The 13,982-nt window shown below is 27.3% G+C and carries 11 protein-coding genes, 1 pseudogene and 1 other annotated feature; of the genes and pseudogenes, 3 read left to right on the plus strand and 9 right to left on the minus strand.

The annotated features are described in order from the left end of the window. Positions 1 to 23 precede the first annotated feature (23 nt). The 3 genes from I2E83_RS02665 to I2E83_RS02670 form a co-directional block, all read right to left on the minus strand. A complete protein-coding gene (locus tag I2E83_RS02665) occupies positions 24 to 2,666 on the minus strand; it encodes a valine--tRNA ligase (protein ID WP_195428442.1) in 2,643 nt (880 codons plus the stop codon). 353 nt (positions 2,667 to 3,019) lie between these two features. Continuing rightward, positions 3,020 to 3,242 (minus strand) — a binding site (T-box leader). Positions 3,243 to 3,354: 112 nt separating this feature from the next. Then, a complete protein-coding gene (locus I2E83_RS18120) occupies positions 3,355 to 3,480 on the minus strand; it encodes a CPC_1213 family protein (RefSeq protein ID WP_257442288.1) in 126 nt (41 codons plus the stop codon). 96 nt (positions 3,481 to 3,576) lie between these two features. Continuing rightward, positions 3,577 to 4,521, minus strand: a complete 945-nt coding sequence (locus I2E83_RS02670; RefSeq protein ID WP_195428443.1) for a carbohydrate kinase family protein — start codon at positions 4,519 to 4,521, stop codon at positions 3,577 to 3,579. 275 nt (positions 4,522 to 4,796) lie between these two features. Between I2E83_RS02670 and I2E83_RS02675 the strand changes: the two genes are divergently transcribed. After that, on the plus strand, positions 4,797 to 5,153 hold the full coding sequence (locus I2E83_RS02675) for a tetratricopeptide repeat protein (protein WP_195265539.1): 357 nt from the start codon (positions 4,797 to 4,799) through the stop codon (positions 5,151 to 5,153). Positions 5,154 to 5,189: 36 nt separating this feature from the next. Here the strand turns inward: I2E83_RS02675 and I2E83_RS02680 are convergent, their stop codons facing one another. The 3 genes from I2E83_RS02680 to I2E83_RS02690 are packed head-to-tail and all read right to left on the minus strand — an operon-like array spanning position 5,190 to position 8,174. Continuing rightward, entirely contained in the window at positions 5,190 to 6,260 is a 1,071-nt protein-coding gene (locus I2E83_RS02680; protein WP_195265541.1) for a transglutaminase-like domain-containing protein, read from the minus strand. A gap of 23 nt (positions 6,261 to 6,283) precedes the next feature. Next, positions 6,284 to 6,919 carry a recombination regulator RecX gene (gene recX, locus I2E83_RS02685; RefSeq protein ID WP_195265543.1) on the minus strand — a complete coding sequence of 212 codons (636 nt, stop codon included), beginning with the start codon at positions 6,917 to 6,919 and terminating at the stop codon, positions 6,284 to 6,286. Between the two features lie 16 nt (positions 6,920 to 6,935). After that, positions 6,936 to 8,174: a pitrilysin family protein gene (locus tag I2E83_RS02690; protein ID WP_195265545.1), complete on the minus strand. Its 1,239-nt coding sequence runs from the start codon at positions 8,172 to 8,174 to the stop codon at positions 6,936 to 6,938. Positions 8,175 to 8,529: 355 nt separating this feature from the next. Here I2E83_RS02690 and I2E83_RS02695 point away from each other — a divergent pair, with 355 nt between their 5' ends. Together I2E83_RS02695 and I2E83_RS02700 are read left to right on the plus strand one after the other, a co-directional pair. Next, the gene (locus I2E83_RS02695) at positions 8,530 to 9,204 is read left to right on the plus strand and encodes a response regulator transcription factor (RefSeq protein WP_195265547.1); all 675 of its coding nucleotides are present in this window, start codon (positions 8,530 to 8,532) and stop codon (positions 9,202 to 9,204) included. Further along, positions 9,188 to 10,702 carry a HAMP domain-containing sensor histidine kinase gene (locus I2E83_RS02700; RefSeq protein ID WP_195428445.1) on the plus strand — a complete coding sequence of 505 codons (1,515 nt, stop codon included), beginning with the start codon at positions 9,188 to 9,190 and terminating at the stop codon, positions 10,700 to 10,702. The genes I2E83_RS02695 and I2E83_RS02700 overlap by 17 nt, the downstream gene beginning before the upstream one ends. A 114-nt stretch (positions 10,703 to 10,816) precedes the next feature. On the opposite strand, the gene I2E83_RS18125 is transcribed toward I2E83_RS02700, so the two are convergent. The 3 genes and pseudogenes from I2E83_RS18125 to I2E83_RS02710 all read right to left on the minus strand — a co-directional run. After that, positions 10,817 to 10,948 carry a hypothetical protein gene (locus tag I2E83_RS18125; RefSeq protein ID WP_279325042.1) on the minus strand — a complete coding sequence of 44 codons (132 nt, stop codon included), beginning with the start codon at positions 10,946 to 10,948 and terminating at the stop codon, positions 10,817 to 10,819. 397 nt (positions 10,949 to 11,345) lie between these two features. Further along, on the minus strand, positions 11,346 to 13,406 hold the full coding sequence (locus I2E83_RS02705) for an SPFH domain-containing protein (protein ID WP_195428447.1): 2,061 nt from the start codon (positions 13,404 to 13,406) through the stop codon (positions 11,346 to 11,348). A gap of 150 nt (positions 13,407 to 13,556) precedes the next feature. Next, a pseudogene (locus I2E83_RS02710) lies at positions 13,557 to 13,982 on the minus strand (DNA topoisomerase III); the annotation flags it as partial.

Consider the following 13,982-nt stretch of genomic DNA (forward strand, 5'->3'; position numbering starts at 1 on the left):
TTAATATCTAAAAATAATATATTCTATTTTAAAGTATCTATTCTAACTAAAACTGCATTAAGCATTTCTTGATATTTTTCTCTCTTTTCTTTTTCACCATCAATTACAGCTTGTGGTGCTTTAGCTACAAATCCTTGATTAGATAGTTTTTTATCTATTCTTTCTACTTCGCCTTCTAACTTTTTCTTTTCCTTATTTAATCTTTCAAGTTCCTTTTCCTTATCTACCAAATCTAAAAGTGGCATAAATAATTCTCCACCTTTAACAACTAGTGATACTGCATTTTCAGGAACCATAGTTTTATCATCTATAAATGATACTTCAGATGCAGATGCTAACTTTTCTATATAGTGAACTCCAGAAATAAATGCATCTTTTGCTTCACTTGTAGCATAGCTAATTACTTTAGCTTTTCTTGATGGTGGAACATTCATTTCAGCTCTTACGTTTCTTAAACCCTTTATAGCTTCAATTATAAAGTCCATATCCTTTTCAGCTTTTTCATCAGTTAAACTTTCATTGTATTCTGGCCAGTTTGAAACTACTATTGAATCACCATCTGTTAAAGTAGTATATATTTCTTCAGTTATAAATGGCATTACAGGATGTAATAACTTAAGTCCAGTTTTAAGAACATCATTTAAAACATTATAAACTATACCTTTTTGTTTTTCATCTTCGCCATATAACACGCCTTTAACTAATTCTATATACCAATCGCAGAATTCTGTCCACATGAAATCATATACCTTTTGAAGAGCAATTCCAAGTTCATATTTTTCCATATTTTCAGTTACTTCTTTAATTAAAGTATTCATTCTTGAAAGAATCCACTTATCAGCTAAGCTATATTCTTTGCAATCAGCATACTTTTCCATTACTTCTTTATCAAGATTCATCATAACAAATCTAGAAGCATTCCACATCTTATTTGCAAAGTTTCTAGCAGCTTCAACTCTTTCTGGAATATATCTTATATCATTTCCTGGAGAGTTACCAGTTACTAGCATGAATCTTAAAGCATCTGCTCCATATTCATCAATAACTTCTAATGGATCAACACCATTTCCTAGAGATTTACTCATTTTTCTTCCTTGAGAATCTCTTATAATTCCATGAATTAAAACTGTATCAAATGGAGTTTTATCCATATTGTGTATTCCTGAGAATATCATTCTTGCTACCCAGAAGAAGATAATATCATATCCTGTAACTAATACATTTGTTGGATAGAAGTATTCAAGGTCTTCTGTTTCATTTGGCCATCCTAAAGTTGAGAAAGGCCATAAAGCTGAGGAGAACCAAGTATCTAATACATCTTCATCTTGATGCATATGTTTTGATCCACACTTAGGACAAGTTTCTGGTGCATCTACTTGAACTACTATTTCTCTACAATCATTACAATACCAAACTGGAATTCTATGTCCCCACCATAATTGTCTTGATATACACCAATCTTGAATGTTTTCCATCCAATTGAAGTATATTTTATCAAATCTTTCTGGAACAAATTTAGTTTCATTATTTTTTACTGCTTCTATAGCTGGTTTAGCTAAAGATTCCATTTTAACATACCATTGTTTTGATATTATAGGTTCAACTACAGTTCCACATCTATCATGTGTTCCTACATTATGATTATGTGGTTTAACCTTAACTAATAAGCCTTGTTCATCTAAATCACTAACCATTTGCTTTCTAGCTTCATATCTATCTAAACCTTGATATTTTCCACCTAGTTCATTAATAACACCATTATCATCCATAACTCTTATTTGAGGTAAGTTATGTCTAAGTCCTACTTGGAAGTCATTTGGATCATGAGCAGGAGTTATTTTTACAGCACCAGTTCCAAAATCAATATCTACGTAGTCATCACCAACAATAGGAATTTCTCTATCTGTTAGTGGTAATTTTAATGTTTTTCCTATAAGATGTTTGAATCTATCATCATTTGGATTTACAGCAACTGCTGTATCTCCAAGTAAAGTTTCTGGTCTTGTTGTCGCAATTTCTAAATGTCCACTGCCATCAGCTAATGGATAATTTATATGCCAGAAGCTTCCTTCTTTTTCTTCATACTCTATTTCAGCATCTGAAAGTGCTGTAGTACACTTAGGACACCAGTTAGTTATTCTATTTCCTTGATAAATTAAGCCTTCATTATATAGCTTAACAAAAACAGTTCTAACTGCTTTATTTAGATTTTCATCCATTGTAAATGCTTCTCTTGAGAAGTCACAAGAAACTCCCATTTTCTTTAATTGAGTTCTTATTGTATCTCTATATTCATCAGCCCATTCCCAAACCTTTTCTAAGAATGCTTCTCTTCCCATTTCTTTTTTAATTAAGCCTTCTTTTAAAAGTTCATTTTCAACCTTAACTTCAGTTGCAATAGATGCATGGTCTTGTCCTGGTAGCCATAAAGTACAATATCCTTGCATTCTTTTAAATCTAATAAGCATATCTTGAAGTGTATTATCAAGAGCATGACCTAAATGAAGCTTTCCAGTTATATTTGGTGGTGGCATAACTATAGAAAAAGGCTTCTTATTTTTATCGATTATTGGTGTGAAATATTTTTTTTCTTCCCAAAGTTTATAAATTCTTTCTTCGAACTCCTTTGGATTGTATGTCGTTGCTAAGTTTTTCTTTTCAGACATCCTTTTTGCCTCCTTTTTTATTTTATATAGACTAAAAGCTAATACCCTAAATTTACTTATATTAAAGTTAATAAAACTATATTAAATAAAAAAATTAAAGTATTTATATAATTTGAAGGTTCATATAAAAATTTATTTATATTTATTAATTAGTTATATTAACACTAACATATCAAGATAATTAACAAATTTCATTATATGTACTAAATGGTAATAAAGTATTTATTTGAAGGTTCATATATTTTAGATTCACATAATTAATTTATAAATTCACTTTTGTAATTTAGAAATAAAACAAAATAGTTTAGTATATCTTAATATTTATTTTTAAGCAATAAAAAAAGCCCTCATCACAAAAGGACGAAGACTCGCGGTACCACCTTTTTTCTTAATACAAAAAAATTATATTAAGCTCTTTATTTATTAACGACTAAGAAAGCCGCCTTTACTTACTTTAGTTCAGTAAAGATGCTCAAAAGCTACCTTCGGGATACTCTAATATAGAAGGCTTTCAGCCTGTGACCTTCATTCTCTTTATATATTGTATTCCTTACTCCTCTTTATCATTGCTTTTATAATATGATTTTGTAAGGCTATCTTATAATATATTATTATTTTTGTCAATATTGTCCTTATAATAAAATAAATATAAAAGGTGCTATGATACAATAGCACCTTTTATTGATTACTAAATTATAAAGTCTCTTTTATCATGTTCTTTTGCTTTTGGTTCTCCAAAAGCTGCTTTTACACTTTCCACTTGTGGATTATGATTAATATGTTTCTTATGACTATTCTTTGATTTCTTACCCATTTCTTTCACCTCCAAGCTTATATACTTAGATTATGTAAAAGAAATTTATTTATTTTATTTAATCTTAAGAAAGAAAGTGAAAATATGTAATTATTATTATCCTTCAATCCACTCCATGTCTTCTATAAACTCATTAACAAAGTCTTCACTCATACTTGGATTAATAGTTTCTTCATGAGTTATTGTAACTGTTGACATAGCAATAGCGTATTTAACTGTATCCTTCATAGAAAGATTATTCATATATCCATAACCAACACCAGCTACAAAAGAATCACCAGCGCCAGTAACATTTTTAACTTCTACACTACTAGTTCTAATCTTTCCTTCTTCCTTAAAACTTTTATAATATATTCCATCAGCATCAAGACTTATAAATACATTTTCAACTCCTAATGATAAGAAATAATCTGCTGCTCTTTTTAAATCATCATCATTTTCAATTTTAAATCCGCATAAAACTTCTGTTTCTAGTCTGTTTGGCTTTACAGTATGAAAATATTTAATTAAATGTTTTATTTTTTCTGCTTTTGTAGCTGAAACTGGATCTAAAACAAATTTACTTTTGCCTTTAAAAGTAGTTAAAATATATTCTAAAAGTTCTGGATTATCTGAATCTAATATTGTATATTCAGCATTTTCAATTATATGAGATTTAGAATCAATAAAAGAAGTTTCCATCTTATCTAGGCTGTCCATATCTACTATGGCAGATTCCATTTCTCCATCTTCATTTAAAATTGCCATATATGTTGGTGTGTACTCATCTTCTAAAATCAATGAGTGCTCCATATTATATCCTATTAACCTTGAATTTTCTAGGATATTTCTTCCTTGGTCATCTCCACCTAAGATAGAAATAAATTCTGTATTAACATTAACTCTTGCTAAGTTTTCCGCAATGTTTCTACATACTCCACCTAAAGATATCTTGATATTTCCAGGTATTGAGTCTCTTTCATGATATTTTTTTCTGCTAAAACCTATTATATCTACTATTGATGCTCCTAATACTAATATATAAGGATTATTATTACACATACCATCTCTCCTGCTCTTTAAAATCCGTTACTAAAAAACATAAATATATTATATTCGAGAAATATAAAAAAATAAAGTCAATTTTACAAAGTTTGTCGAATTTTATTTTTTAATAATATTTTTTATCAATATATTTAGTTTAAAAATTTCTAAAATTTGCTACAATTTCTTTTAATATTCATATATTGAATATTAACTAATTTAGCTGTCAATACTTTAAATATAAAATACTTATTACGACTTATATACATATTAATTGTCGCTTGGAGGTAAAAATGAATTACTTTAATGAAGGTAATAAATACTATAATCTTAAAGAATATAAAAAAGCAATTGAATATTATACTATGGCAATTGAAAACAATGAAAGTACAGCATGTTCTTACTACAACTGTGGAGTTTGTTATATAAAACTTAAAAATTTTGATTTAGCAATATCAATGATAAAGAAAGCACTTGCTATGCAACAAGAAAGTAAATATTTCTTTAACTTAGCATATTGTTATGCAATGAAAGAAGAAGTTAAAAAAGCATTAATTTATTTTAACATAGCTTGGTCCTTAGATAGTTCAGATACTGATTGTGAAAAAGCAATAAATTTAATAATGTCTAAAAACAAAAAAGCATTATAACCTGTTTAAGGTTATAATGCTTTTTAACTTATACACCTAAAGCCATTCACCTGCTATTTGAGCATTTAAATGATCTTCATTGAAGTCTTTATTATCAAAGTAATCTCCTGCTAAATAAAATGTTGGATCAACATTAATCCAAATACCCTCATCTTTAAGATATACTTGATTCCATGCATGAGGTCCATAATTTTGACCATCAAATGCATCTCCAGTTACTATTCTACTTCCTAAATCAACTGATTTTGCCATAGCTACATAAAGACATGCATAATCAAAGCAAATCCCACTTCGAGTATTCCAAGCTTCAATGGCTCCACTATTAGTTACACCTTCCGGTCCTAATGCTTTTTCTGCTTTTGCAAAATCATATTTTATATTTGAGCCTATCCATGAATATAATCTTTTTGCCTTTTCTCTATCATTTTTAGCATTTCCTATTATTTCAAGTGCCTTTTCATCTATTTCTTTGGATGATTTAATACCATCCTCTAAAGTGACACCATTATAATATACTATTACATTAGAATTTACCGGAATATACTCTTTAAAATCATCGTAAGATAAAACCGGCTTATTTATTGACATTATATTTTCTAAAGTATTATATCCATTAATGCTGTTAAATAAATTGATTTTCATACTTCTTCCGAAGGTTGTATTATAAGTTATTATTCCCATAAACATTATTAAAATAATAACTAACCCTTTTAAAAATCCAAACAGTGATGAAAATAATACTATCCTTAATTTACCTTCGCTTAATAAGAATTTATAAGCTTTTGATAATGGTTCACTTAAACATTTTAAAATCCAATAAATAATAGTTTGTATAACTAAAAAAACTATTCCTAATACTAATGCTTTAAATAAATTATTATTTACTAAAGTAACATTAGAATTATCACTTACAAACTTTAATACTTCTAGATATATCTTATCTAAATTAGTAAGCATAATTAAAAATGTTATAAAAATAGAAAAATAATAAACTAATCTATTTAAAGAGTACTTAGCACTTCCTTCTTCTAAAGACCCTTGTATACTACCCTTTATTGAAAAAAGCATTAATATAGCACATAATATATAAGGTAAATATGTAACCATTAATGTCTCTCCTTTTTAATAATCTACATATCATCAGTATTTGTTACTCTTTTTACAACATATGATACTGTATCGTAATCATATCCTTTTGATAATAGAAATCTATATATCTTTTGAGATAACTTATATTTATCAGATTCTCTTTTTGATAAAACATTATACTTTTTTAGTGCCATATTATATGCTACTTCTTTTTCTTCTTCTTCATCTATATTAGATATTTCTCTTTCTATAAGGTTATCGTTAATACCCTTTTTTATTAGATCATATTTTATCTTCTTTTTTCCTTGTAGTCTACTTCTATCCTTAACATACATTTTCACATAATTTGTATCACTTAAAAAATTATATTCTTTTAAAAAACTTAAAGTTTTATCAATTGTTAAATTATCATATCCCTTTAATAAAAGTTTATCCTTTAACTCTTTTTCACTCTTATATGATTTTTCTACTATTCTAAGTGCAGCATTTTTGCACTTCATATAATTATCCTCTTTAGCAATAGATTTCATTTTTTCTAAATCAATTTTTTCATTTATTTTAAGTCCTTCTTTATATACTAGTTCTGCACTTAAAGAAAATGAATACTCATTATCAATATATATATTTACTCTTTCTTTGTTTCTCTTTTGTACCTCTATTTTTGTAATAATATTCATAATTATCTCCAATATTTTAAGATTTTAATATATGAATTGTTGGATTACATAAAACTTCCCTAGCAACTTCTTGAATTCTATTTATATCAAGAGAATGTAACTTTTCCATATCCTTAACAAATTCATATAAATCTTCACCATCTAATCCTTGATGAAGCATATAATTACACAGCTCTGAAGGATCTTCTAAAGTGGAAATAACAGCTGTTTTATGGACTTTTTTCATAAGTTCTAAATCTCTTTCACCAATTGCTAAACTTCCACTTTTAACCCCAGATATTGTTTCATTTATTGCATCTACTGCAGCATTAAGGTCTTCTTCTCCAACTGCTGTATAGATATATAAAGTCTTAACACTATTAGTCATATCTATACTTGTATAGATATCATAAGCAAGTCCTCTTTTTTCTCTAACTTCTCTAAATAAAAGTGAGTTAGAGCTCTCTCCTAATCTATGATTTAAAATTCTAAGAGGAAGTTCTAAATCTCTATTTAAATTATAGAAAGTATATAAGTAAACTATTGTATTTTGTTCTATATTAGATTTGGTTGTTGTTATAGACTTACATATATTCTTTTCTTCTAAAATACTTTTTTCTATCTTTTCTCCTCGTTCCCATTCTTTAAAAACCTTTTTCACTTCATTTAATGCTTCATCATGATCATATGAGGATACTACTGTAACTAAAGCATTATTTGGAATATAATGCTTCTTATAAAAATTAATCAAATCATCCCTATTATAATTTCTTACATTTGCTTCAATTCCTGCTACATCATACTTTAACGGACTTTTATTAAATGCTACTTCATTTGTTCTTTTAAAACTTAAATCTTCAATATCGTCCTTGCTAGTTCTCATTTCTGCAAGTATTACTCCTCTTTCCTTTTCTAATTCTCCTTTATTAAATGCGGGATTTATAACCATATCGCCTAAAATTTCTATAGCATTTTTAAATTCCTCTTCCAAACAACTTATAGTAAACACTGTAGATGTATAATCTGTATATGCATTATACTCTCCCCCTAGAAACTCTAATTCATCATTTAATTCTTCATAACTTCTTTTTTTTGTTCCTTTAAACAGCATATGCTCTATAAAGTGAGAAATTCCCTTTTCATTCATATTTTCATAAAGTGATCCAACCTTAATTCCAACGTTTATAGCTGAAATTTTTGTATCTTTTTTTATTGTTATAACTTCTAATCCATTATCTAAAAAATGTCTTTCAACATCAAAATTCAATTTAAACATATTAATCCACCTATTCTTCATACTACTTTACTTATTAAAAATATAATATGACTATATTCTAAATACAATACTATAATTATATATATGTTTCAACTAAGAATCTACATTATTACTCTTTTTAAATCAAATAATTACTTATTATTTTTAAACAATTTACGCAAGAAGTAATTAATAACTATCTTTACTTATTTTTATGAAATTTTTCTCAAAATTAATACTGTTTTTCAATATAAAAATATACTTAGCTATATAACAAGATAAATATTACTTTTTATTTAATTTGATTAATTAATCTTTACCACTCAAGTCTTGACATTTATAATTATATTAAAGAATTGATTATAGGGAGGGTTTTATGCAAAAAAATATTCTATTAATTGAAGATGAAACTCGTATTAGATTTTTACTTAGAGATTATTTTTTAAAAGAAGGATTTAAAATTATTGAAGCTGCTGATGGAGATGAAGGGCTAAATTTTTTCATTAGTAATAAAATAGATCTAGTTATATTAGATATTATGATGCCAAAGGTTGATGGAATTACAGTTTTAGAAATGATAAGAAAGGTCTCTACAGTACCTGTTATATTATTAACTGCCAAAGGCCAAGAAGAAGATAAGTTATTTGGATATGAAATGGGCGCTGATGATTATATAACCAAACCTTTTTCACCTAAACTACTAATAGCCAAGGTAAAAGCTTTACTTAAGAGAACTTCTGAAGATACTTTTTCTGGTTCAAATGAATATAATGGGTTAACTATAAATAAATTATCTCATGAAGTTAAGGTAAATAATGAAGTCATAAATTTATCTCCAAAAGAATTTGAGCTATTATCTTACCTATCTGATAATGAAGGAATTGCATTATCCAGAGATACAATATTAGATAATGTATGGGGATTAGATTACTATGGCGACTTACGAACTGTTGATACAAACATAAAAAGACTTAGGGAAAAGCTTGGAGATAAATCATCCTATATAGTTACTGTTAGAGGAAGTGGATATAGATTTGAAGCACAAAGATAAATTTAGCATTTCAAAAAAATTATTTTTAATAACCTTTGGTTTAATATTTATTTTATTAATATTTAGCATGTTATTTCAAATTCTATTTTTTGAAGATTTTTATTTAAATAGAAAAGTAAAAGACATGATCAAGGAATCTAGTAAATTTAGCACTTTAAATTCTTATTATACTGATGAAAATATTTTAAATAAAGCATTGTTTAGATTCGAGCAAGAAACTGATTCCAGAGTTGTTATTCTTTCATTAGATGGTACAGTTAAATTTCTAGCTAATTACGGTAAAAATACAGATGACTTTCAAATTTTAACTGCATTTTGTGCTGAACTTATCAATGATAAATATCTTATTAATGAAGTTTTAACTTCTGGTAAGCCACAAGCTAGCGTTTTTGAGAATAAGTTAAGTGGTACAAAAAAAATCGGTATTTTATCTCCAATGTCATTAACTTCTAAAAATGATTCAATTATTGTATCTGTTTCATCAATGCAACCTATAAATGAAGCTGCTGGTGTAACTAAAGAGTTTTATGTATATTTATTTTTAGGTTTTAGTATTATTGCAGTCTTCTTATCTTTTGTATATGCAAATTTGATTTCTAAACCGTTAATAAATATAAATAAAGTTGCTAAAAGAATGTCAGCAATGGATTTTAAAGCTAAATGTGAAGTAAATTCTGATGATGAAATTGGTAATCTTGCTATAACATTAAACTTTTTATCTTCCACACTTGAAAATGCATTAGATGATTTAAAACAAAAAAACAAAAAATTAGAGGAAGATATTGAAAAAGAACGTAAACTAGAAGAAATGAGGAAAGATTTTGTTGCAAGTGTTTCTCACGATTTGAAAACACCTATTGGAATAATAGAAGGATATGCAGAAGGCCTTAAAGATGGAATTGCTACTGGTAAAGATGCTTTAGTTTATCTAGACACTATAATTGATGAATCACATAAAATGAATAAACTAGTAACTAATATGTTAGAACTTTCAAAACTTGAATCTGGAAGCATAGAGCTAGTTTTAGAAAAATTTAATATACTTAGACTTATACAAAAGCTTATTAAAAGCTTCTCATTGGAATTTGATTCAAAAGATATACATCTAGAATTAAAGACAGATTTTGAATATTGCTATGTAATCGGTGATGTATTTCAGTTAGAACAAGTTATTACAAATCTTATAAGTAATACTCTAAAATATACTCCTAATGGAAAAAAAGTAATTATTGAGGTAAATAGTACTGACTCTTTAGTTAATATTTCCATTGAGAATAAAGGCGCGTATATACCTGAAAATGAGATTGAAAATTTATATACAAAATTTTATAGAATTGATAAAGCAAGGACTACTTCTAATAATAGTAACGGGCTTGGACTTGCAATTGTAAAAAGAATTTTAACCTTACATGAAAGTTCTTATTCTCTAAGTAATACAAATGATGGAGTTAAGTTTGAATTTACATTAAAAAAAGCTGATGATTCAGAAATAATATAAGTGATGAAACTTCATCCCTTATATTATTTTAAAAAACTCTAATTCATAATATTATTTTCTTTATATTTTGTTATAAAAAAGTAGTAGAATTTAGACTTTCTACTACTTAACAATTTAACCTTCTATTAAGTTAAAATCTTGTATCTTCTTTATTTTTTTACAATATGGACATATAATTAAACATTCATTCTTTAACTCCTCGAAAGTGTATCCACATTTAGTACATGTACATTCTGATTTATTCATTTCCACATTCCTCCTTATTGTTATAATTTTCACCATCTGTTATTATTTTTATTCATCTATAAATAACTTTAAATTTATGATAGAAATTTTTCAGACTATATATTTCTATTCTTATTTTATATAAATATTCAAAAATTATTATAAAAATTTTTTTTATTTTATTTCATACTTCCTATTTTCTTCTTATATTTATTTTAATATCATTTCTTATTTTGCTTCAACATAACAGTATAATTAACAAAAGATATTATACCAGATACTGGTGGATATATACACATCAATTTAAACAAAAATATCTCTCTTTTTCTACAAAAAATAAAGGAAACATACATTTCTGCATATTTCCTTTATCCGGACTTCTAAAATTTTTCCAAGAACATAAAATTAACTATTCTTACTACTCAATTTCTAATTCTGTAGGTTTTTTTTCTCTTAAATTATTCATTATTTCTTCTTTTATTTTTAATAACTCTTCTGATTCATCAATAGATTTATTTTCTTGAATAGCAGTTAATTTTTCACTTAGCAAAAGCATAACTAAAGATTCAAAAGCATTTGATCCCTTACCTTCTCCTTCTGTTCCAGTATTTATAAGAGTTCTTGGCACTATATCAATACTTCCCTCTTTAATTGCATTTGTAAATGAAGTCATAACATCATTTATAACTTTATATTGTGGTCCTCCATAAGCATTTACTTGCTCTTTTGCAGCTATAGCTTTTGATATACCTACTCTTGCTTCCTTATCAGCGTCAGCTTCTGCAGTTATTTTTATTTTAAATGCCTCAGCTTCGGATTGCTTTTTAACTTTATAAGCTTCAGCTTCAGAAAGATTTTGTATTTTTTCAGCATCTTGCTTAGCCTTCATAAGCTCAGCTTTACCTTGATTTTCCTGTATCCTAATATTGATATCTGATTCAGTTAAAGTAGTTTGTTGTTTTGCAATAGCTTCTGCTTCCCTGAGTTCTTTTTCTTTTTCAGCTGCTCTTTGCTGAGTTTCATAAGTTTCAAGCTGCTCTTTTGCAATTTGTCTACTTCTTAGCTGTGTTAATATTGTCTCAATATTTGTATCAGCTTTAGAACTTCCAGGGGTTCCTATTAATACTTCTTCTAATTCTAAATTATAGTGTTCAAACTTTCCTTGCATTTCTAATGAACTTTGAGCTTGAATTTCATTTCTTTGTTGTATCAATTCTATTAATGTTTTAGTTTGTCCAATATTTTTAAAATATGCCGATACCATAGGATCTAATGTTTGATCTACTAGCATCTTTATATCTCCAAATCTTTGAATCACAAGAGGCGCCTTTCTGTAATCTATATGGAATACTACTGACAATGGTAATGTTGGTTCAAATGCATCCTTAGTGATTAAATTTACTTCTTTAAGATTTTCATCATATTTATGACTACCATTTTGGTTACTAATCCATTTTAATATAACGTTGGTAGTTGGTACTTTAATAATATTGCCGGCATATGTGTTAAATGCATATTTACCAGGCATTAATGGTTCATTCCAAACCCCTCTATATCCCTTCTTAACTAATTCTCCATGTTTATAATCATTTCCTGAAAAATCTTCTCCTTTTGATCCTGTATATGAAACAACAACACCTACAAATCCAACTGGAATAACTATCTTAGGAATATATTCTACTGTGGCAAATAACCTATTTATAAAGTAAGTACCATCAGCTAAAACTTGATATTGTCTTCCCCTATATCCTCCTGCTCTTAAAAATGCATCGATATCTTGAAAATTATTATGATAATTTTCATCATTATGGTTATCTCCAACTATAGGACAAATTATATTTTCTGAACCTAATGACTGTCCATCATGCACTGTTACTATTCCTACTAAATCACTATTACCTTCAATTATAACTGGCTCAAACCCTCTTCTTTCAGAAATTAATCTAGACATAGTTGAAATAGTATCCAGCTCTTGTTTATTTCCCATCTTCAAATAATAAGTTTTATTTTCAGTAATAATCACAAATTGTGCGAGGTTAAAAGCATAAGTACCTTCTCTTACTATTCCTCTTTGCGGACCTTTTTGTCCTCCATTTTCTAAGAATCCTCTTACATCCTGAAAGTTGTTTCCCTCTTTAACTACATTTCCTAAAGTTTGTGTTGCATCTAATGGTTTACCATCTCTTGCAAAAACATATGCAATTTTTCCTTGAGGTATTGTTACTAAAGGAACTATATGGACTTTATAAATAAATGGCGTCCTAAAATGAATACCTCCTCTTAGCAATGCAGGCTGATATCCCGCTTCCCCTTTTAATGCAATTATTTGCTCCTTTAATGAACCTTTTGTAGACCACCATTTTTCCACAATACCAACCTTATCATTTGGAACTATTCTAAATCCTATAATCCAAAATAATATTATTATTCCAAGGATTATAGCTATTACTTTAATTCCAAGTAAAATCATTTCATCCATACCACACCTCCGATATTTAATAAGAGAATTATACCAAATATTGGTTTATAAATGTACATTCATTTTAAACAAAATATCTTGTATTTTCTATGAAAAAAAGCAAAAGAAATAGGTAGAAATACCTATTCCTTTTACTATCTAATTATTACATTAGTCTTTTAAATTCATCTTTCCTAATAGTTCTGCAAAAGGATTGTTTAGTGGTTCTTCTGCTTCCTTTTTCATCTTCTTCATTATGTTATTTACTTCTTTTTTATTTACCTTATCAGACTTAGAGTTAAATCTTTTATTAAATACTGAAGCTTTTTCTCTAAATGTACAATTGGTATTTGGACATACATATATTTGACCTTCTCCTTGTCCTCTAAGCTCTAATTTCTTTTTACATTCTGGACATCTTGCATTTGTATTTCTACTTACACTTTCTCTATAGCCACATTCTCTATCTTGGCAAACATTCATAACTCCATTCTTACCTTTTACCTCTAAAAGGTATTTGCCACAATTAGGACACTTCTTACCTGTTTTATTGTCATGAATAAATTTACTATCAGTTCCTTTTATAGATTCTATTAA

This window comes from Clostridium sp. D46t1_190503_E9 (genome assembly GCF_015555225.1).
Lineage (GTDB): Bacteria > Bacillota > Clostridia > Clostridiales > Clostridiaceae > Clostridium.

Bases quoted from the DNA above. Each gene is read 5' to 3' on its own strand.
- I2E83_RS02665 (WP_195428442.1), bottom strand. From the start codon at position 2,666: ATGTCTGAAAAGAAAAACTTAGCAACGACATACAATCCAAAGGAGTTC.
- I2E83_RS18120 (WP_257442288.1), bottom strand. From the start codon at position 3,480: ATGGGTAAGAAATCAAAGAATAGTCATAAGAAACATATTAATCATAAT.
- I2E83_RS02670 (WP_195428443.1), bottom strand. From the start codon at position 4,521: ATGTGTAATAATAATCCTTATATATTAGTATTAGGAGCATCAATAGTA.
- I2E83_RS02675 (WP_195265539.1), top strand. From the start codon at position 4,797: ATGAATTACTTTAATGAAGGTAATAAATACTATAATCTTAAAGAATAT.
- I2E83_RS02680 (WP_195265541.1), bottom strand. From the start codon at position 6,260: ATGGTTACATATTTACCTTATATATTATGTGCTATATTAATGCTTTTT.
- recX (WP_195265543.1), bottom strand. From the start codon at position 6,919: ATGAATATTATTACAAAAATAGAGGTACAAAAGAGAAACAAAGAAAGA.
- I2E83_RS02690 (WP_195265545.1), bottom strand. From the start codon at position 8,174: ATGTTTAAATTGAATTTTGATGTTGAAAGACATTTTTTAGATAATGGA.
- I2E83_RS02695 (WP_195265547.1), top strand. From the start codon at position 8,530: ATGCAAAAAAATATTCTATTAATTGAAGATGAAACTCGTATTAGATTT.
- I2E83_RS18125 (WP_279325042.1), bottom strand. From the start codon at position 10,948: ATGAATAAATCAGAATGTACATGTACTAAATGTGGATACACTTTCGAG.
- I2E83_RS02705 (WP_195428447.1), bottom strand. From the start codon at position 13,406: ATGGATGAAATGATTTTACTTGGAATTAAAGTAATAGCTATAATCCTT.